The sequence below is a fragment of the Paenibacillus aurantiacus genome (assembly GCF_042431225.1).
GTDB lineage: Bacteria > Bacillota > Bacilli > Paenibacillales > Paenibacillaceae > Paenibacillus_Z > Paenibacillus_Z aurantiacus.
The window spans coordinates 127,579-146,647 of sequence record NZ_JBHMDO010000022.1; the positions used below are offsets into that span (position 1 = coordinate 127,579).

At 59.3% G+C, this 19,069-nt stretch carries 17 protein-coding genes and 1 riboswitch; of the genes, 15 read left to right on the forward strand and 2 right to left on the reverse strand.

The window, feature by feature from the left end:
* The first annotated feature begins 145 nt into the window (after positions 1–145).
* A riboswitch (purine riboswitch) is annotated at positions 146–248 on the forward strand.
* 177 nt (positions 249–425) lie between these two features.
* The 7 genes from ACFFSY_RS12300 to ACFFSY_RS12330 all read left to right on the forward strand — a co-directional run bounded on the left by ACFFSY_RS12300 (position 426) and on the right by ACFFSY_RS12330 (position 7,285).
* Positions 426–1,019 (forward strand): xanthine phosphoribosyltransferase, encoded by a 594-nt coding sequence (locus ACFFSY_RS12300; RefSeq protein ID WP_377494242.1) that lies wholly within the window; start codon positions 426–428, stop codon positions 1,017–1,019.
* A 72-nt stretch (positions 1,020–1,091) separates the two neighbouring features.
* A complete protein-coding gene (locus ACFFSY_RS12305; RefSeq protein WP_377494244.1) occupies positions 1,092–2,393 on the forward strand; it encodes a nucleobase:cation symporter-2 family protein in 1,302 nt (433 codons plus the stop codon).
* Between the two features lie 364 nt (positions 2,394–2,757).
* Complete coding sequence (locus tag ACFFSY_RS12310) at positions 2,758–3,372, forward strand: DNA-3-methyladenine glycosylase (protein ID WP_377494246.1); 615 nt, start codon at positions 2,758–2,760, stop codon at positions 3,370–3,372.
* An 84-nt stretch (positions 3,373–3,456) separates the two neighbouring features.
* A complete protein-coding gene (locus tag ACFFSY_RS12315; protein ID WP_377494248.1) occupies positions 3,457–5,517 on the forward strand; it encodes a catalase in 2,061 nt (686 codons plus the stop codon).
* A gap of 351 nt (positions 5,518–5,868) precedes the next feature.
* Complete coding sequence (locus ACFFSY_RS12320; RefSeq protein WP_377494250.1) at positions 5,869–6,483, forward strand: TVP38/TMEM64 family protein; 615 nt, start codon at positions 5,869–5,871, stop codon at positions 6,481–6,483.
* A 62-nt stretch (positions 6,484–6,545) separates the two neighbouring features.
* Positions 6,546–6,857 carry an MGMT family protein gene (locus tag ACFFSY_RS12325; RefSeq protein ID WP_377494252.1) on the forward strand — a complete coding sequence of 104 codons (312 nt, stop codon included), beginning with the start codon at positions 6,546–6,548 and terminating at the stop codon, positions 6,855–6,857.
* A 143-nt stretch (positions 6,858–7,000) separates the two neighbouring features.
* Complete coding sequence (locus tag ACFFSY_RS12330; RefSeq protein WP_377494253.1) at positions 7,001–7,285, forward strand: chorismate mutase; 285 nt, start codon at positions 7,001–7,003, stop codon at positions 7,283–7,285.
* 240 nt (positions 7,286–7,525) lie between these two features.
* On the opposite strand, the gene ACFFSY_RS12335 is transcribed toward ACFFSY_RS12330, so the two are convergent.
* Positions 7,526–8,728, reverse strand: a complete 1,203-nt coding sequence (locus ACFFSY_RS12335; RefSeq protein ID WP_377494255.1) for an MFS transporter — start codon at positions 8,726–8,728, stop codon at positions 7,526–7,528.
* Between the two features lie 212 nt (positions 8,729–8,940).
* Here ACFFSY_RS12335 and ACFFSY_RS12340 point away from each other — a divergent pair, with 212 nt between their 5' ends.
* From ACFFSY_RS12340 to ACFFSY_RS12355, 4 genes are all read left to right on the forward strand, one after another.
* Positions 8,941–9,561 carry a TetR/AcrR family transcriptional regulator gene (locus ACFFSY_RS12340; RefSeq protein ID WP_377494257.1) on the forward strand — a complete coding sequence of 207 codons (621 nt, stop codon included), beginning with the start codon at positions 8,941–8,943 and terminating at the stop codon, positions 9,559–9,561.
* Between the two features lie 45 nt (positions 9,562–9,606).
* A complete protein-coding gene (map, locus tag ACFFSY_RS12345) occupies positions 9,607–10,353 on the forward strand; it encodes a type I methionyl aminopeptidase (protein WP_377494259.1) in 747 nt (248 codons plus the stop codon).
* A 251-nt stretch (positions 10,354–10,604) separates the two neighbouring features.
* Complete coding sequence (locus tag ACFFSY_RS12350) at positions 10,605–11,546, forward strand: alpha/beta hydrolase (protein ID WP_377494260.1); 942 nt, start codon at positions 10,605–10,607, stop codon at positions 11,544–11,546.
* Positions 11,547–11,723: 177 nt separating this feature from the next.
* On the forward strand, positions 11,724–12,659 hold the full coding sequence (locus ACFFSY_RS12355) for an MBL fold metallo-hydrolase (protein WP_377494939.1): 936 nt from the start codon (positions 11,724–11,726) through the stop codon (positions 12,657–12,659).
* A gap of 216 nt (positions 12,660–12,875) precedes the next feature.
* Here the strand turns inward: ACFFSY_RS12355 and ACFFSY_RS12360 are convergent, their stop codons facing one another.
* Complete coding sequence (locus ACFFSY_RS12360) at positions 12,876–13,475, reverse strand: TetR/AcrR family transcriptional regulator (RefSeq protein ID WP_377494261.1); 600 nt, start codon at positions 13,473–13,475, stop codon at positions 12,876–12,878.
* A gap of 158 nt (positions 13,476–13,633) precedes the next feature.
* Here ACFFSY_RS12360 and ACFFSY_RS12365 point away from each other — a divergent pair, with 158 nt between their 5' ends.
* From ACFFSY_RS12365 to ACFFSY_RS12380, 4 genes are all read left to right on the forward strand, one after another.
* Positions 13,634–14,968 (forward strand): MFS transporter, encoded by a 1,335-nt coding sequence (locus ACFFSY_RS12365; RefSeq protein WP_377494263.1) that lies wholly within the window; start codon positions 13,634–13,636, stop codon positions 14,966–14,968.
* Between the two features lie 31 nt (positions 14,969–14,999).
* The gene (locus tag ACFFSY_RS12370; RefSeq protein WP_377494265.1) at positions 15,000–15,185 is read left to right on the forward strand and encodes a hypothetical protein; all 186 of its coding nucleotides are present in this window, start codon (positions 15,000–15,002) and stop codon (positions 15,183–15,185) included.
* A gap of 103 nt (positions 15,186–15,288) precedes the next feature.
* Positions 15,289–16,008 carry a DsbA family oxidoreductase gene (locus tag ACFFSY_RS12375; protein ID WP_377494267.1) on the forward strand — a complete coding sequence of 240 codons (720 nt, stop codon included), beginning with the start codon at positions 15,289–15,291 and terminating at the stop codon, positions 16,006–16,008.
* Positions 16,009–18,176: 2,168 nt separating this feature from the next.
* On the forward strand, positions 18,177–19,061 hold the full coding sequence (locus tag ACFFSY_RS12380; RefSeq protein ID WP_446686133.1) for a DMT family transporter: 885 nt from the start codon (positions 18,177–18,179) through the stop codon (positions 19,059–19,061).
* Positions 19,062–19,069 lie beyond the last annotated feature (8 nt).

The window sequence follows — 19,069 nt, forward strand, 5'->3', positions numbered from 1 at the left end:
TCGATCATGACCCTACCAAGAAAAGTGGAAGTAACTGTTATTCGGGTGAGATATACTAGAAAACTATGCCAAACCTTCGTGTTTATTCTCGTAAAATCGACATCCTGACTATTGAAAGAAGCCCACATAGCGTGTAAGATATACAAATAAAAATTTTATACCCGCTCGTATAATCATGGGGATATGGCCCATAAGTTTCTACCGGATACCACTGCAATCATCCGACTATGAGTGAAAGCGCGGCGCGCGCGAACCGTTAAGGCGGCGAACTTTAGTTTGCCGTGCGATGCGGCGCACGCGGATCGCGGTACGCTGTATGCGTGCATGCCACAGGAGAACCTGGAGGACAGCCTTCACTTGAGATACGACTCTCTCAAGCGAAGCTGTCCTTTTTTATTTTCAACCAAGGGAGCGAGACGGCACAGATGAAAGAACTTCAAGAACGGATACGCCAAGAGGGTTTGATCTTATCGGATACGGTGCTCAAGGTGGATTCCTTCCTCAACCACCAGGTGGATACGAAGCTGGCGCTGGCGATCGGACAAGAGTTTAAGCGGATATTCGCAGGGAAGACGATTACGAAGGTGCTGACGATCGAAGCAAGCGGCATTCAGTTCGCGATGGCGGCAGGCATCGCGCTGGACGTGCCGTTCGTGTACGCGAAGAAGAAGAAAGCCGTCACGCTGGCGGAGAGCGTCTACTCGGCGCCGGTCCATTCGTTCACGCGGCAGGAGACGTATCAGGTGAGCATCTCGCAGAAGTACCTCGGACCGAACGACAACGTGCTGATCGTGGACGACTTCCTGGCTACGGGCGCGGCGCTCGTCGGGCTCGTCGACATCGTGCGCGAATCGGGCGCGACGCTTGCGGGCGTCGGCTGCGTCATCGAGAAGAGCTTCCAGGAGGGCCGCGGCTTGCTCGAAGCCAAAGGCGTTCAGGTGCACTCGCTCGCGCGAATCAAGTCGATGTCCCCGGGACATGTCGACTTCATCGAAGACGAGGAGCCGGCACGCATCTAGCAAGTCCGACCGTGGCGCATTGCCCGCGAGTCTCGTTCCATTCTAAATCCAACACCTAAGGGGTTTCCATCCATGAACGCGTTAAGCAAACGTAAAGTAGTCACGCTGGGCCTCCAGCATCTGCTGGCGATGTACGCCGGCGCCATCGCCGTGCCGCTGATCGTCGGCGGGGCGCTCAATCTGAACGAGACGCAGATGGCCTATCTCGTCGCAGCCGACCTGTTCACCTGCGGCCTGGCGACGATTCTGCAGGTGATGGGCACGCGGTTCTTCGGCAGCGGGCTGCCGGTCATTCTCGGCTGTACATTCACGGCCGTCGGGCCGATCATCACGATCGCGTCCGCGTCGAATCTGGCCACCGCATACGGCGCCATCATCATATCCGGATTATTCGTGGTGCTGGCCGCGCCGCTGTACGGCAAGATGCTCAAGTTCTTCCCGACTATCGTCACCGGCTCGGTCGTCACGATTATCGGCCTATCGCTTATCCCGGTCGCGATGAACAACGCGGCCGGCGGCCAAGGCAGCGCCGACTTCGGCGCGCCGCGCAACCTGCTGCTCGCGCTGATCACGCTCGTCGTCATCCTCGCCGTAAGCCGGTTCGCCAAGGGGTTCCTGAAGGCAATCTCGGTCCTCGTCGGTCTCGTCGTCGGCACCGTCGTCGGCTACTTCATGGATATGGTTCATTTCGGCGCGGTATCGGATGCCGCGGTCGTGAGCGTGGCCAAGCCGTTCTACTTCGGCGCGCCGGAGTTCGCGATCACGGCGGTCATTACGATGATCATCGTGAACATCGTCAGCATGGTCGAATCGACGGGCGTCTATTTCGCGGTCGGCCGGGCGACGGAGCAGAAGGTCGAGCAGAAGCAGATCGTGAACGGCCTGCGTTCCGAGGGACTGGCGATCATGCTCGGCGGGATCTTCAACGCGTTCCCGTATACGGCGTTCTCGCAGAATGTCGGCCTGATCACGCTGACGAAGGTGAAGACGCGCGACGTCATCTTCGCCGCCGGCGGCTTCATGGTCATCCTCGGCCTGCTGCCGAAACTGGCCGCGCTGACGACCGTCATCCCGAGCGCGGTGCTCGGCGGCGCGATGATCGTCATGTTCGGTTCGGTCGCGGTATCGGGTATCTCGATTCTGTCCGAAGTCGACCTGCGCAAGGACAACAACCTGCTCATCGTCGCGGCGAGCGTCGCGGTCGGTCTTGGGTCGGCGACGGTACCGGCGATGTTCGACCAGCTGCCGGACTTCGCCAAGATGCTGCTGCAGAACGGCATCGTCTCCGGTTCGATTACGGCGATCGCCCTCAACCTGCTGCTGTCGAACAAAGCGCAGGCGCCCGCGAACGCCGAACGCCATCACGCCGCATAACCTTTGCATGCAAGCGTCTCTTGCCGGATTTCGGCGGGAGGCGCTTTTTGGCACCTCTTTTCTGTACCGTGCGCGCTCCTGGTGCGCGATGCCATGGCGGCACACGGTGCTCGGGCTGCACGTCGTCGGTCAAGCCTCGCGAGGCATAAGCGTACTTTCGCCCCGGGCCAGGATGGTTAACGGTTCTCCCCATTGGGCGGACGGCACTCAGCCGGCGATCCGGCACGAGAAGGATGGGCGGGACAGCGGAAGGGGAATCTATTCCGGGGTATATAGAGATGGACGGGAACGGAAACAGGCGATTGGCGAGAGAGGCGCGAGAAGCGAATCAGAGCCATATTAGGATCGGAAGGGGGAATCGCGCATGACATTCGAACCGCTCAAGGCCGCATTCTTCGAGCAGCCGACCTTGGAGCTGGCGCGGGCGCTGCTCGGCAAGCGGCTGGTGAAGGAGACGCCGGAGGGAACCGCCGCAGGGTGGATCGTCGAGACGGAGGCGTATGTCGGGCCGATGGACCGCGCGGCGCACAGCTATAATAATCGGCGAACGGCTCGTACAGAGGTCATGTTCGGACCATCAGGCCATGCTTATACCTACGTCATGCACACGCATTGCCTGGTGAACGTGGTCAGCGGCGGCGCCGGGAACCCGGAGGCCGTGCTCATTCGGGCGCTCGATCCGTTCGAAGGGATCGGGCTCATGATCAGCCGCCGAGGCCCGGTGAAGAAGATGAGCGAGCTGGCGAGCGGACCGGGCAAGCTGACGAAGGCGCTTGGCATTACGTCGGCCGACTACGGCTTGCCGCTGACCGCGCCGCCGCTCTATATCGCGGAAGGGCGCGAACCGGCCGAGATCGCGGCGGGTCCGCGCATCGGCATTCCGAACAGCGGCGAAGCGAGAGATTATCCATGGCGGTTCTGGGAAGCGGGCAATCCGTGCGTGTCCGGTCCGCGGCGCGGGCGTCAGGCAGCAGATTGAAGTCGGATAGGCAGGCGTTTGGCGTTCGGCTTGTCCGGGTACAAGTTAGGGAAATGTTGAACCTAACCGGGAGGGAATAAACGAATGAGCGAGACGCCTAACGCAAGCCGCAACCGCAAAGATGTGCAGCTGGACCAGTTCCGCGTGGATGACGCGGGGCAGCACCTGACGACGAACCAAGGGTTGAAAGTAGCCGAGGACGAGTTCTCGCTGAAGATCGGCGAGCGCGGCCCGACGCTGCTCGAGGATTTTCATTTCCGGGAGAAAATGACTCACTTCGACCATGAGCGCATACCCGAGCGGATCGTGCACGCTCGCGGGTTCGCTGCCCATGGCGAATTTCAGGTATACGACGATTCCATGAAAGCCTACACGAAGGCGAAGTTTCTGACCGACCCGACGCGCGTGACGCCGACGTTCGTCCGCTTCTCGACCGTGGCGGGTTCGCGCGGCTCCGCGGAGACGGTGCGGGATGCGCGCGGGTTCGCGACGAAATTTTATACGGAAGAGGGCAACTACGATCTGGTCGGAAATAACATCCCGGTGTTCTTCATCCAGGATGCGATCAAATTCCCGGATTTGGTGCACGCGCTGAAGCCGGAGCCGCACCACGAGATGCCGCAGGCCGCGAGCGCCCACGATACGTTCTGGGACTTCGTCGCCAATAATCAGGAATCGGCCCACATGGTCATGTGGGCGATGTCGGACCGGGCGATCCCTCGCAGCTTCCGGATGATGGAGGGCTTCGGCGTCCACACGTTCCGGCTGGTCAATGAGCAGGGGAAAGCGCATTTCGTCAAATTCCATTGGAAGCCGGTGCTCGGCGTTCATTCGCTCGTCTGGGACGAGGCGCAGAAGATCTCGGGCAAGGATCCGGATTTCCACCGCCGCGATCTGTGGGAGTCGATCGAGGCTGGCAACTATCCGGAATACGAGCTGGGCGTACAGCTGCTGCCGGAGGAGGACGAATTCAAATTCGACTTCGACCTTCTCGACCCGACGAAGATATGGCCGGAGGAAGACGTGCCGGTGAAGCGCATCGGCAAAATGACGCTGAACCGCAACGTGGACAATGTATTCGCGGAGACCGAGCAGGTCGCCTTCCATCCGGGCCACGTCGTGCCGGGGATCGACTTCTCCAACGATCCGCTGCTGCAGGGACGGCTGTTCTCGTACACGGACACGCAGCTCATCCGCCTCGGCGGGCCGAACTTCCACGAGCTGCCGATCAACCGTCCGGTGTGCCCGTTCTTCAACAACCAGCGCGATGGCTACGGCCGCCAGACGATCAATCGCGGGCAGGTGGCGTATCACAAGAACTCGCTGGCCGGCAACACGCCGGCTCCGGCGACCGAAGCCGAAGGCGGTTACGTGCATTACCAAGAACGGGTGGAAGGGCACAAGATCCGCGCCCGCAGCGAGAGCTTCAAGGATCATTTCTCGCAGGCGGCGCTGTTCTGGAACAGCATGAGCGTCCCGGAGAAGCAGCATATCATCGACGCGTTCAGCTTCGAGCTGGGCAAAGTGCAGAGCAAATCGGTGCGCCAGCAGGTGGTCGACATGTTCGCGAACGTGAGCGTGGAGCTGGCGTCCGCGTTCGCTGCCAACATCGGCGCCGAGCAGCCGCAGCCGGTCGCGCCGATCGAAGAGCGGACGAAGGTATCCCCGGCGCTTAGTCAGCTGAACACGGCCATGCTGCCGGCCACGCGCAAGGTCGGGGTGATCATCGGCGGCGGCTTCGCGGGTTTGGAGGTGCAGACGGTGCTGCACGAGCTGGCCGCGGCGGGCATCCAGGCGGAACTGATTAGCGACAAGCTCGGCAGAGCGGCTGGCACGGACGGCGTGGAGCTGGAGGTCGTGCATACGTTCCAGACAGCGCACCCGGTGCTGTTCGACGCGCTCTATGCGGCGGGCGGCAGCTGGACGTTGCCGAAGGCGGAGAAGGACGCCGCCGAGTATCTGCGCGAGGCATTCATGCATTACAAGGCGATCGGCGCGACCGAAGCGGGAGCCGCGCTGTTCGCGGCGGCGGGCATCGAAGGCGGACCGGGCGTGCTGACGGCAGGCGCTCATCTGACGGCGTTCGTGCCGGCGTTCATCGAATCCATCGCGAAGCATCGCCATTGGGACCGCGTGCTGGCGTAAAGCCGGCGGCGGGCATGGTGTCCAAGGCTCCCGGCGCGAGGGTGGCGTCATTTGGCGACGGCTGATCCTCGGCGCTCACGCATCGTCGACGCTTTCTATCGCCGTACGGCACCTGCACGTACGAACTTCGCGCATTCGGAGCCCTATACGTCGAATATACGCGCATACGCGACCATCGTGATCGTTCGGCTCGTCGAGCGCGCCTTCCTCATTTGGCCCCCGGTACCGCCTTGGCGGAGCCGGGGGCTTTTGTCTGTCTTGTTATTCGTGGGGCCTGCTTACCGGCAGAGCGTCTTCCGTTCGAATATGATAGGATGAGAGCATCAACTACAGAGAGGATGGCTAGCGGCGATGGCGGTGAAATTAATGGCCGGACTTCTCTACCTCGCAGCGGCGGTGCTGCTGTACCGGGAGGGCGAAGCGATTCTGGCGTGGCTGCACGGCTCGCGCGATCTGCCGCTGGCCTCCGTGCTGGCCGTGCTGTTCGCGTTGTTCCCGGTGGTGCCGTACCCCATCGTCGGGGGCATCCTGGGGGCGGCATACGGCCCTGCGATGGGCGGGCTTATCACGTGGATCGGTTCCTGGCTCGCTTCCATCATCATGTTCGTGCTTGTGCGTCGCGTCTATAGGGAATGGGGCGAGCGGGTGCTTAGACGACATGGACAAGCCGGTAAGATGACCGCTCTGTTCGAGCGCAACGCGTTCTTGGCGATTCTATTCGCCCGCCTGATTCCGTTCATTCCCTCGGTGCTCGCGAATGTCTATGCGGCCTTGAGCCACGTTCGGCTCTCCGTCTATGCGGCGGCTTCCGCGCTAGGCAAGGTGCCTGCGATGCTGCTGTTCGCGCTGCTTGGCGACCGGGCTGCGACCGAGCCGTCCGGGATGGCGCTTGTCGTCCTCGTCTACGGCGCATTCCTGGTCAGCACGCTGGGCGCCTATCGATTATGGCAGCGGTGGTCGGCCTGAGGCCCAAGGAGATGACAAGCCGGGCGGGTAAGGAACGCCGAAATAGAAGCGGAGGGACGAATATGCAGCCATTCACGCGAGAGGTCGTCGAGATTATTAAACGCATACCGGAAGGACGCGTCATGACATACGGTCAGATCGCAGCGGCAGCGGGCAGTCCGAGAGGCGCCCGGCAGGTCGTGCGGATTCTGCATACGCAGACGAAGGCGCACCGGCTGCCGTGGCACCGGGTCGTGAACGGCAAGGGCGAAATCGCCATTCAAGAAGACGAGGGCCGAATGAAGCAGACGCTGTACTTGGAGGGAGAAGGCGTCGAGGTGGATGCGGACGGGCGTATCGATTTGGCCAAATATCGGCATGAGCCGGAGGCTTGACGTACGGCGAGAAGGCTCGAACCGCGCGTATTTACAGCAAAAGCCGACCTATGATATAGTATCCGTAAATACTTCATTGCATAAAAGCTTAAAAGCAAAGAAGCAACGTGACGATGGATGCATAGAAGGGGCGAAGGCGGCTGATGGAACGGCTTGAACTGAACGAACTAAGAGCGGGCATCGATAAACTCGACCGGGAAATTATCGCCCTGCTGGCCGAGCGGTATAAATTGACGGAGACGGTCGGCGAATATAAAGCGAGGCATGGCTTGAACGCGCAGGACCCGGATCGGGAAGCGCAGCAATTCCTCAAAATAACGGCGCTGGCGAGCCAATACGGACTCGACCCGGAGCGGGCGGCGCAAGTGTACAGACTAATCATGGATCTAGCGATTGCCCGCCACAGGGAGCTGCAGACAAGCGTCTGATCCGGCGGGACCTGCGAGTGGCTCATGAACAGGATTCGTTGCAAGAAAAACGCGAAATAACAAAGGGAAACCCCGACGGCGGGGTTTCCCTTTGTTGTTTCGAATAAGACGCATGCCAGCCCAATCCAGCTCATGCAGCTCGAGCGCCATCAGGGTTTCGTCCGTACCTTCGAAAGATGCTTGGATGACCCAGGCAAGAGCCAGAGACGGAGAGAGTCGCGCGAGTCAGCGCCTTCCCGCTTATCGGTAAGACGGCGTCTCGACGGCCGCTGCTTGACGCTGAAGGCCATAGGCGATCAGACTGATGACGACCAGCAGTGCCGCGAGCGCGGCGAACAGCCACGCCGACGCCGACGGGCCCACCTCATCGAGCAGCCAGCCGGTTAGCAGCGGAAGCAGCGCGCCGCCGACGCCGCCCGAGGCGATCATGAGGCTGGGCGTCGACTCCTCCGTCCCGGGCAGCAGCTTGCTCGAGAAGACGAGCGCGATCGAGAAGAGGCCGGACAGGGCAAAGCCGAGCAGCAGGATGAGGGCGAAGGATGACCAGACCGCGTTCGCACCCGGGAACAGAATCAGGAACAGCAGCGCCGCGATCGAGCTGAACAGCACGTAGTTGCGGTAGTGGAACCGCTCGGCGACGTGGCCGGCGAACAGACGGCCGATGGACATCGCGATCCAGAAGCAGGCGACGCTGAGCGCGGCTGACGATTCGTTCATGCCGAGCTTCTCGATCAGAATAACGGGCATGAAGTTGGCGAGACTCATCTCCATCCCGACGTAGAGGAAGAAGAATAGAATGAACAAGACCAAGATACCCAGGCTTCGGCCGGCGTAGAGCGAGCTGGTGCGCTTGCCGCCCCCGGCGTTCGAAGCCGCTTCCGGCCGGCCGAGCGCCTCATCGAGGGCGCCGAATGAGCCGCGCGCCCAGAGCGCGAACGTGACGAGCGCGAACAGCGCGATGAGCAGGAACGAGTAGCGCCACTGTCCTGCCGCGATCAAGCCGCTGGCCGCCAGCGGCATGAGGAGCGCGCCCACGCCGAAGAATACTTCCAGACGGCTCATGGCAACAGCGGTCTGATGCGTAACGGCGGAGATAATAATCGTGCCGATGACCGCTTCGATCATGCCGAAGCCGAACCCGGCGCAAACTGCAATCGCATACATCCACCCCCATGGCGGCAGGAACAAGTACAGGGTCTCGGCGGCGAAGAGGAGGCCGATCGCGAGGAGCAGACTGCCCTTCTTGCCGATTCGGCGGCTCAGCGCCGGGGAGAGCAGCACGCCGACCAGGAACCCGGCGAATTGCGTAAAGATAAGCATGCCGCCCGCGCTGTACGCCTGATCGTAATGATCGAGCGCGACAGGGAGGACAGAGCCGAGGACGACGTGCGCCAGTCCGATAAGAAAATAAGAGAGACAGCCAAGAACGATCAGCTTTTTCATGTTGAACTCCTTTTATAATATTACCTCCCATTGTAACGGATTGGCGCTGAAAGCGCTGTCCCGATCTTGCCCAATCTTTGTTCGATTTTGATCCCCGCTTTCGCGGGTGCGGATTCGGGGTTCTTGTCTGTTGTAAATTGCAGCGGATGCGGGTATACTGAACGTAAGTTTTATGACCGACATGCCAGCAGGTCAAAATAAGAGGTGATTCGATGTGTCCCCGGACGAAGGAGCAAAATGAAGCGATCCGGCAGCAGCGTCTGATCCAAATCCGGCATACGGCGGCCGAGCTGCTGCTGGAGAAGGGCATGCGCATGGAGATGGGCGACATCGCGGAGAAAGCCGGGCTTGGGCGCGGCACCGTGTACCACTACTACAACAGCAAGGTGGAGCTGCTGGAGGAGCTGTTCGCCGAGGCGCTGCAAGCCGGCGCGGACATCGTCGCGGCCACGATGAGACCCGGGCTTCGGCCGGCCGAACGGCTGGCGTCGTACGCGCAGGCCAGTCTCACCGATTGGGCGCGGGAACCGATCCATTTTATCCTGTACCTGTACGCATTCCACTATGCGGAGCCGCTGCCGACCCAAGACCCGCAGCGGCTGCTGCGGGATTTCCGGGAAAACCTGCTGCAGCCTGTGCTGCATATGATAGAGGAAGGCATCCGGCTCGGCGAGTTGACCCATGCAAGCGCGCAGACGCTGTTCCAGACGTTCATCGGCGCGCTCGTCGGCGCGGCCAATGCCTATATCCGAAGCGACATAACCCCGGAGGCGGGGAGCGAAGCATGGGCGGCCGACGTGGTGTCGGTCCTCATGAACGGCATGCGGGCCTGATCGGGCTCAAGATTCGATACAAGAGAGGAATTTAGGTGAACCGACATGATTATTCTTAAAACACGCGAGCAAATCGAACAAATGCATAAAGCCGGCAAACTGCTGGCCGCCATTCACCGCGAGATCGCCGGGATGATCCGCCCGGGCATTACGACAAGCGCGATCGATCGCTTCGCCGAACAATATATGCTCAAGCACGGCGCGACGCCGGAGCAGAAGGGGTACAACGGCTATCAGTTCGCGACCTGCGCTTCGGTCAATGACGTGATCTGCCACGGATTTCCGAGCGATCGTCCGCTCGAAGACGGCGACATCGTCACGATCGACATGGTCGTCAATCTGAACGGCTGGCTGGCCGATTCCGCTTGGTCGTACGCCGTCGGCAACGTGAAGCCGGAAGCGCAGCAGCTGATGGACGTCACGAAAGAGTCGATGTACAAAGGTATCGAGCAGGCAGTAATCGGCAACCGGATCGGCGATGTGGCCCATGCGATCCAAACGTATGCGGAAGGCTTCGGCTACGGCGTCGTCAAGGAGTTCGTCGGCCATGGCATCGGCCAGGAGATGCACGAGGAGCCGCAGGTGCCGCATTACGGCCCAGCCGGCAAAGGCCCGCGCCTGAAAGAGGGCATGGTCTTCACGATCGAACCGATGCTCAACACCGGCACTTGGCAGAGCAAGCTGGATGCCGATGGATGGACCGCTCGTACGAAGGATGGCGGCTTGTCTGCGCAATATGAGCATACAATCGCCATTTTGCCGGAAGGCCCGCTCATTCTGACCCAGCAATAATAAGGCGCGCAAGGCCCGCTTTCTTCCTGGCTGGAGGAGGGCGGGCCTTGTCGAATTTCTCGGGACGCGGGACGGGCGGCGATTAGGCTGTTCAGACGGGAGATGCGCCTTTATCGCGGCATCGGGGAGGAACCTCTTAACAATCGTGCCAATGTTGGTGTATAGTCGAGGACAACAGACAACGCTCGCGTTCAACGCCGCTTCGGCTCCGAGCGCGATGACGGACACGGGAAGAGAGGAAGCAGGCGTTCATGTGGACGGTCGTATGGGTGGCGCTGGTCGTGTTAGCCGGCCTGGCGGGGAGCAGTTTTTATTTCTACGGGAAGGCGATCAAGCGCGCGAAGAAGGATTTTCTGGACGGCGATCCGGGACTGGCCATGGAGCCGGGCGCGCGGGAGGCGAGCGCCGCGAATGCCGCGTGGTGGAAGGAGCAGCCCTTCGAGCAATGGGAGATGACGTCGCATGATGGCATTACGCTGCGCGCATTCTACCTGGAGGCGAAGACGCGGACGAACAAGACGGCTATCATCGCGCACGGTTATTCTGGACAAGCTTCGCTTATGGGCGGCAAAGCGCGGCTTTATTGGGAGAAGCTTGGCTATAATATCTTGGTACCGGATGCTCGGGGACACGGCGCAAGCGGCGGGACGTATATCGGCTTCGGCTGGCCCGAGCGCAAAGATTACGCCCAGTGGATCGCGCGCGTGCTGGAGGCGAACGGGGAAGAGGCGCAGATCGTGCTTCACGGCGTATCCATGGGCGCGGCCACGGTCATGATGGCGAGCGGCGAGCGGCTGCCGGTCAACGTCCGCGCGATCGTCGCGGATTGCGGCTATACCTCGGTGAAGGACGAGCTGTCGTACCAGCTGCGGCGGATGTACAAGCTGCCGGTCTTCCCGCTGCTGCATCTGACGAGCCTGCTGACGAAGCTGCGGGCTGGCTATTTCTTCGGGGAGGCTTCTGCGCTTGCGCAGGTGCGCAAATCTCGCACCCCCATTCTGTTCATCCACGGCGATGCCGACCGGTTCGTGCCGACCGATATGGTGTACCGCCTGTACGAGAATTGCCCCGCGGACAAACGGATCTACGTCGTGCCGAGCGCCGGGCATGGATACGCGGAATTCGCCGATCCGGAACGTTACCGGACGGAAGTGGCTTCATTCATTGAACATTACATTGCGCAAGGGAGTTAGCCTATGACGGTATGGATCATTATCACCATCCTGCTGCTGGTGTCGGTGGGCATTTGGTCGATGCTGACGTTCTATCCGACGTTCGGCGGACGGTCGACGAGCGAAGAGCGCATCCGGCATGCGAGCATTACCCCGTTCTATAAGAAAGGCAAATTCGTAAACGCCATTCCGACCGACATGCGGATGGATCTGCGGACCATGCTGTCCGTCTTCCGCGATTTCAGCTGGCGGCAGCCGGGGCGCAAGCCGGAGAAGCCGCTTGAGGTGGTGAGCTGGGAGAAGGCGGCGTCCGAGGCAGACGGGATCAATCGCGTGACATGGTTCGGCCATTCCGCGCTGCTCCTCGAGCTTGGCGGCAAGACGCTGCTGCTCGATCCAATGCTCGGCCGCGCGCCGTCGCCATTCCCCGCGATCGGGGGCAAACGGTACAGCAAGCGGCTTCCGGTCCGGATCGAGGCGCTGCCGCAGATCGACGCGGTGGTGCTGTCGCACGATCATTATGATCATCTCGATTACGGCTCCATTATGCAGCTGAAGAGCAAAGTGCGCCGCTTCTTTGTGCCGCTCGGCGTCGGGAAGCATCTCGTTCGCTGGGGTGTCGATCCGTCCGCGATCCAGGAGTTCAGCTGGTGGGAAGAAGGCGAGTTCGACGGTCTGAAGCTGGTTAGCGCCCCGGCTCGCCACTTCTCCGGACGAGGACTGGCCGGGCGAAATTCGACGCTGTGGTGCTCCTGGGTAATCGAGGGGGGCGGCACGCGCGTATTCTTCAGCGGCGATAGCGGGTATGGGCCGCACTTCCGGGAGATCGGGGAGAAATACGGACCGTTCGCCTTGACCATGATGGAGTGCGGGCAGTACGACGAGCGCTGGGCGAACATTCACATGATGCCGGAGGAGACCGTGCGCGCCCATCAGGATGCAAGGGGCGAGGTGCTGATTCCGATCCACTGGGGGGCGTTCACGCTGTCCGTGCACGATTGGCGCGATCCGGCGGAGCGGGCGTCTGCGGAAGCGCGCAAGTTGGGCGTCGCCATCGCCACGCCGCGGATCGGGGAAGCCGTCGTGATCGGCAGCGATGCCTATCCGACGGCGCCATGGTGGCGGCAGGTGTGAGTCTGCGGCGGCAAAGAGAAAGACCGGTACGCGATGTGAGGCGTACCGGTCTTTCGTGTCTATCGGGCGACTTCGTCGCGATTGTCTCGTCAGACTTCGAAAAATTAGCAGTAGACTGACTATAAAAATGGTCATCGCCGGGACGGATATGATGACGCAGACTGGGCAATGCGCTCGCCCAGACCATCCGTTCGTCCCTGCAGCGCGCCGGATTCTCTAAACGCGGCGCAGGCAGCACTGCTCCATATAGGCGGCGAACGCGGCGGTGTTCGTCTCCATATGACGATTGCTGCCCTCCAGCCTACTCAGCATGATGCCGCCCTCAAGGAGGGATAGCGTGAAGCTGGCCAGCGCTTCGGCGTTCAGGTCGGGCCGGAATTCGCCGCTCTCGATGCCCGTCCGAATAATGGCGATCATCCCGTTCAATGAGCGCGCAAGACCCACTTGGGCTCTCTGCCGCAGCAGCGGATGGCCGTCGTCGCTCTCAACCGCCGTATTCTGCAGCGGACAGCCGCCGATGAACGGCGGATTATGCGCCGCGTCCGCATAGACGCGGAAATAGGCGAGCAGCTTCCCATAAGCGCTCGTCTCTTTGGCGATTTCTTCGACGAATCGCTGCCCTACGATGCGCGCGGCGTAGTCGTATGCCTCGAGCGCAATGTCGTCCTTATTTTCGAAATGACGGTAAATGCCGCCCTTCTGGATGCCCGTGTGCGCAATAATATCGTTTAAGGAAGAGCCGGCGTAACCCCGCTGATTGAACAGCTCCGCCGCCTTCTGAATGATGAGTTCCCGCGTCTTTTCGCCTTTCTTCATGCCGTCGACCTCCGTCCTTCGGCGCGCTAAGGCGCCGCTTGGCTCCATTATAGCAAGCTTTGGGGCCATGGATAAAATCGTATTGATTAAAAAGAGACCAAATGGTATCTTTTTAATCATAGCTTGAAATTCGAACGAAAGCAAAGGCGGGGACGAGGATGGGGATTGGGAAGTATTCGGATCGGCTGCAGGCGTATAAGCATTACCCGTGGATCGGGCTTGCCGCGTTGTGGGTCATCGGGTTCACCGGCGCGCTGTCGCGGTTCATCATGGCGTATTATCAAAGTCAGATCGCGGCGGATCTACACATCGGACGCGGTTTTATTTCAATGGCGTGGTCGACCAATCTGTTCATCGCGGCGTTGTGCGCGCCGGTGGGCGGCTGGCTGATCGATCGCTTCGGGGTGCGGTCGGTCATGCTGGCGAGCGCGTTGTTCGGACTTGCGGGCACCGCGACCGTCTATGCGGGTGAAGGCGCCGCGCTTTTTTTCATCGGGTATGGGGTACTGTCGGGTCTAGGGGGCTTGGGAGCTTCCGCCGCGTACGTGCTGCTGTTCGGTTGGTTCGATCGTCATAAAGCAAAGGCGGCGGCGATCCTGGGCAGCGCCTCTTCGGTCGGTCTTGCGGTCTGTACGCCGCTGTTCGTCTCGAACGACTGGCTGACGTGGAAGCTGACATTTCTCGTCTCCGCCGTCATGAGCATGGTACTGACGATTCCGCTGATCCTGTTCATCATTCGATCGCCAAGACGGGAGGCGCATGCAGAGGCGGCGGGCAGCGGGGCCAAAGGACGGCGGACAGACCGCGCCAGCGCGGAGGCCAATGGGTCGGCGAATGCAGGCGAGGATCATCCGGCCAATGGGCCGTCGCGCGGGAAGGTTGAACGAGACGGGCTTGCGGCTTATCTGCCGATCGCGATCGTCGCATTCGCGCTGTTCACCTGCGGCATTAACATGGGAACGGTCGAAATGAACCTCGTCGCGATTCATCAAGGGGCCGGGGTAGCGCCGTCGGTCATCGCCTTCTCGATGACCGTGCTCGGCGTGATGGAGATCGCAGGATCGTTTGCTTTCGGCGTCCTGACGGATATGATGAACAAACGGCTGGCGATGGCGCTGTTGTACGGGATTCGGGTCGTCGGCTTCGCGTTCTTGTATGTGCACGCAGGCTGGTCGCCGGTGCTCTTCGCGCTTCTATTCGGGTTGACGTATCTAGGCGCGGTACCGGGCGGGATGTTAATTGCGGGCGAGACGGCGCGGCGGAAAGGGAGCGTCGTCGGCAATCTAATGCTGTTCCATCAGGCAGGCGGCATTCTCGGGGCGCTGCTCGGCGGCTTGTCGTACGATGCGTTCGGGGACTATCAGCTGCTTATCGCGATGGATGCGGTGTTGTGCGTGATTGCGGTGTTAGGTTATGCGTATATTGGCGGGATTGGCCGAGGGAGATCTGCGCGGATGATCCGAGGGCGGGAGGCGATTGAGGGCTCGGCATAATCGTGGCTTTCGCGAAGGGAGTCACGGTTCGGTGTCCGTAAGACCGCGCACACAAGGGCGCGCGGCTGTGCTGGACTCGCGAGCGGCGAGATTGGCAACCGACGGCACGATCGGGAGGAGCGGCTTCGAGCAGCGGGTTCGCGAGCAACGATTGTGGGCACCGGAGCCCATGCCGCCGCGATTCGTAGAGTGGTCTACCGCACTGCAGTTATATTAAGTATATTGCTTTACAAAATAAAGCGGCATATAATAGACGAGACTAAGGAGCATGGACCCTGCGACACAAAGCGGGGCGCTTCTACAGAATGGAGTGACGAAGCATGCTGGTAGAGGTTTGGTCGGACTTTATGTGTCCGTTTTGTTATATCGGCAAACGCCGTTTCGAGAAGGGGCTAGCGGAATTCGCCCATCAAGGCGAAGTGGAGGTTGTGTACCGCAGCTTCGAGCTCGATCCGAATTCGCCGAAATCCGTCGACCACGACGTGCACGAGATGCTTGCCCGCAAGTACGGCATGAGCCGGGAGCAGGCGATCGCCAACAATAAGAACGTCGGCCAGCAGGCGGCGGAAGAAGGCTTGGCGTTCAACTTCGACGACATGGTGCTGACCAATACGTTCGACGCGCACCGGCTGAGCCATTATGCGGGAGCGCAGGGCAAGCGGGGTTCGGTGTCCGAGCTGCTGTTCAAGGCGTACTTCACGGATTCCCGCCATCTGGGCGATCATGGCGTACTGGCGGATATCGCGGCCGAAGCAGGGCTGGACCGCGAAGCGACGCTGGCGATGCTAGCTGGCGGCCAGTACGCGGAAGAGGTCCGTGCGGAGGAAGAGGAAGGCTCGCGGCTGGGTATCCGCGGCGTACCGTTCTACGTGATCGACCGCAAGTTCGGCGTATCCGGCGCGCAGCCGGCCCATGTGTTCTTGGGCGCGCTGCAACAAGCTTGGGAAGAGGGACGGACGGAAGCGAATGCGACCGGTACGCCTTCAGGCGATGCCGATGGCGGAGACGCGTGCGACGACGGCTCGTGCGCTGTGAAATAACGAGCTGGACGCGGAAGCGGCTCAACGATGGATCATGGATCCATCGTTGAGCCGTTTTTTTTGCGTTGTTGTTCGCTTCAGGGTTGTCAGGCATGGAAGGATGGCAGCTCCGTGCGTTTTAGGTGCGGGTTATCTATGGCGAGCAACGCGCGCCGATAAACCAAGGAAAGCGCCATAGGTCCCCCGAGCTTGTGTAATTGTGAATTTGGGTGATTATTCCACCAATTGCAATGAGGGAGAGTCGATCAGCCCTACCAGTGTCCGTTTAAGCTATTCAAGGTATGATTTGGTGCCTCTTCTCCCTCTTTTTCATGAAAAAACCGTCATTTTCTTTCATTTTGTGATTTTCTTCGCGATGAGGCTGTTCGAAGCGACGGGATTCGTTATCTATATACAGCAATCGCGAGGAAATTGTGTCGGGTGCGATATTCGTCCATTCATTCAGATTCGAAAGAGGAAGCGAATGGCCAACCGACGGATACGCCATGCGGCAACGCCGATGGCGGCACTGGGCGAAGTGATGCCCAGACGAGACGTGCGAAGATAGTAAGGCGAAAGCGGCACATCCATTGATTAACCTAGTACCCATGAACGGGACACTGAGAATAAAGTGATTCGCGCATGAGTACTAGGTTAAATAGATGGGCTGCTTTTTTTGGCATCCGTGTAATTGTACCGATGGCCATCTGGTCGGGGTGGACCGAGTTCGCCGTGCTAGCGTAATCCGCTTCTTCGGCCGGGTTCCTGTCTTGAAGCAACAGTTGGCCGCAGCCGTCGACAAACTACTAGTTTCCTCAACTAGCGACACTGTCCTGAGCTAATGCCGGCTAACTGGCCGCGAATTGACCGCTGATTTCTAATTGCCGGCTAGCTTACCGTCAATTGAGCGCTAACCGATCGCTCTAACTAACCGCGGCTGCGTGGTTACAGCTATGTAGAGTCCGGCACCAAATTGGCTTATTATTCCACTAACTGCAATGAGGGAGAGTCGCTCAGCCATGCCGATGTCCGTTTGAGCTATTCAAGGCGTGATTTGGCGCCTCTTCTCCCTCTTTTTCGTGAAAGAAACGTCATTTTCTTTCATTTTGTGATTTTCTTCGTTCGGAAGCCATTCGATATGACGGCATTCGTTCTAATTAAGCGGCATTCGCGTGAGTTTTTTATTAGCTGCTGAAATTCGCTTAAGAATGTGCACATTCCAACTTGAGGCTTTGCCGATCCATGGGTTTCTTCGTGCTCGCTTCATCTTTGTTTTCGTTGCATCTTCGTATTCGCTTCAATCAGAACCCGGATTACAGTTGTGAAATTCAGCTCGCGCATCAAGTATGCTTCAACCCGACCTGCCAAGAAACTCGGCCAATCATCTTGATTCGAAACCGAATTTAGCCAATAACCCAATACGTTCCCCGATACGATCTGGCTCGAACACTCACGCCGACGGGTACTTCGAACTTGGCGGATCTGGCCTCCAATCCGTGCAATTCCATCACTATTTCCGTGATCCGATTAGCTTGGATTATCTATTTTTGCAATCTGTACGCTTTTCAAACAATATATAAGTTTAAATGGGTATATATGGGCATTCATCGTGAGGAAGCAGCCGCCATCCTAGAAACCGCCGAATGGGGTTCAAAACGGTTTGTTTTTCGGATCCTCTCCCTCTTTTTCGTGAAAATAACGTCATTTTCTTTCATTTTACCGTTTTATTTGGCAGCAATCCGTTTCGTCCGACGGCGTTCGTATCCGATCGATTGGCGAATGCTGCTCCTTGCCGTCAGACAATGGAACGCCGAACGTATTCTTGTGAATTTTCGGTTTTACGTTCGGCGTGCTTGCATCCGATTTCATTCGCGCATCAACTTCGCGATTCTTCTATCGGACTACGACGTTATACAGCTCGAACCGATACCGATTTTCCTTTCGTTTCGATTTCGGGTTTTCGGCTTGTCCGCCGTTGCTCTTCCCCAAGGTTTCCCTTATACTTGACCTGCCCGTAAGCGGAATTTCTCCGCTGTCTTCCCAGTTTGGAAGGCTCGACTTCAATCGCGAAATTGCATCAGATTAACTACGTTGTTTCGACAATTTCGCAATAGAAAATTGCATATTACCACACTTTATATCGAAATGGGGCGAACGGGCTGAAATCGTATCGGATTCTTCTCTTCCTTGTGCTTGCGAACTTATTCTGGGCCGGGAATTACGTCTTCGGCAAATCGATCGTCGAGACGATGACGCCGCTGCAGATGACGGTGTCGAGATGGTGCGTGGCGGTATGCTTTTTGTTCCCGATCACACAACTGGTGGAGAAGCCGGATTGGCGCGCGGTGCTGCGGAAATGGAAGCTGCTGCTCGTCATGTCCGTGTTCGGCATCATCGGCTACAACTTCTTGCTCTACGAGGCGCTGCGCTTCACGACTTCGATGAACGCGGCGCTCGTCAACGCGATGAATCCCGCGCTCATTATGCTGCTGTCTGCCCTCGTGCTGCGTGAACGCGTAACGGCAAAGCATAGCTTAGGGTTATTACTGTCGCTATTCGGCGTGCTGCTCGTGTTAACCAAGGGACAACTCGGCCAACTGCTGCACTTGGACTATAATGAAGGCGATTTGCTCATGCTGCTGGCGATACTCGTCTGGTCGATCTACTCCATCGTCGGGCGCCGGGCCGCCTCCATCCCGCCGATCGCGGCCACGGCCATGTCGGCGCTGTTCGGACTCGCGCTCCTCATGCCGTTCGCGTTTGCTTTCGGCGCATTCGATTTCGAAGTGAACCGCGAGACGGCGACGGGCATTTTGTATATGGGCATTTTCCCTTCGGTCGGCTCGTTTATTTTCTGGAATGCGGCGATTCGCGAGATCGGCGCGAGCCGAGCAGGCATTTATTTGAACCTCATTACCGTATTCACGGCGGTCTTCAGCGTGCTGATGGGTCAATCGATCACGGTGGCGCAGGTGCTTGGCGGTCTGCTCGTCTTCGCAGGCGTGTACGTCACGACGCGGCCGAGAACGGGCGGGAAGAAGGGCGAAGGCGCTTCGGCTGCGAATCGGGGATAACAGCGTGA

Coding starts and splice junctions, on each gene's coding strand:
- ACFFSY_RS12300 (WP_377494242.1), top strand. CDS start 426: ATGAAAGAACTTCAAGAACGGATACGCCAAGAGGGTTTGATCTTATCG.
- ACFFSY_RS12305 (WP_377494244.1), top strand. CDS start 1,092: ATGAACGCGTTAAGCAAACGTAAAGTAGTCACGCTGGGCCTCCAGCAT.
- ACFFSY_RS12310 (WP_377494246.1), top strand. CDS start 2,758: ATGACATTCGAACCGCTCAAGGCCGCATTCTTCGAGCAGCCGACCTTG.
- ACFFSY_RS12315 (WP_377494248.1), top strand. CDS start 3,457: ATGAGCGAGACGCCTAACGCAAGCCGCAACCGCAAAGATGTGCAGCTG.
- ACFFSY_RS12320 (WP_377494250.1), top strand. CDS start 5,869: ATGGCGGTGAAATTAATGGCCGGACTTCTCTACCTCGCAGCGGCGGTG.
- ACFFSY_RS12325 (WP_377494252.1), top strand. CDS start 6,546: ATGCAGCCATTCACGCGAGAGGTCGTCGAGATTATTAAACGCATACCG.
- ACFFSY_RS12330 (WP_377494253.1), top strand. CDS start 7,001: ATGGAACGGCTTGAACTGAACGAACTAAGAGCGGGCATCGATAAACTC.
- ACFFSY_RS12335 (WP_377494255.1), bottom strand. CDS start 8,728: ATGAAAAAGCTGATCGTTCTTGGCTGTCTCTCTTATTTTCTTATCGGA.
- ACFFSY_RS12340 (WP_377494257.1), top strand. CDS start 8,941: ATGTGTCCCCGGACGAAGGAGCAAAATGAAGCGATCCGGCAGCAGCGT.
- map (WP_377494259.1), top strand. CDS start 9,607: ATGATTATTCTTAAAACACGCGAGCAAATCGAACAAATGCATAAAGCC.
- ACFFSY_RS12350 (WP_377494260.1), top strand. CDS start 10,605: ATGTGGACGGTCGTATGGGTGGCGCTGGTCGTGTTAGCCGGCCTGGCG.
- ACFFSY_RS12355 (WP_377494939.1), top strand. CDS start 11,724: ATGCGGATGGATCTGCGGACCATGCTGTCCGTCTTCCGCGATTTCAGC.
- ACFFSY_RS12360 (WP_377494261.1), bottom strand. CDS start 13,475: ATGAAGAAAGGCGAAAAGACGCGGGAACTCATCATTCAGAAGGCGGCG.
- ACFFSY_RS12365 (WP_377494263.1), top strand. CDS start 13,634: ATGGGGATTGGGAAGTATTCGGATCGGCTGCAGGCGTATAAGCATTAC.
- ACFFSY_RS12375 (WP_377494267.1), top strand. CDS start 15,289: ATGCTGGTAGAGGTTTGGTCGGACTTTATGTGTCCGTTTTGTTATATC.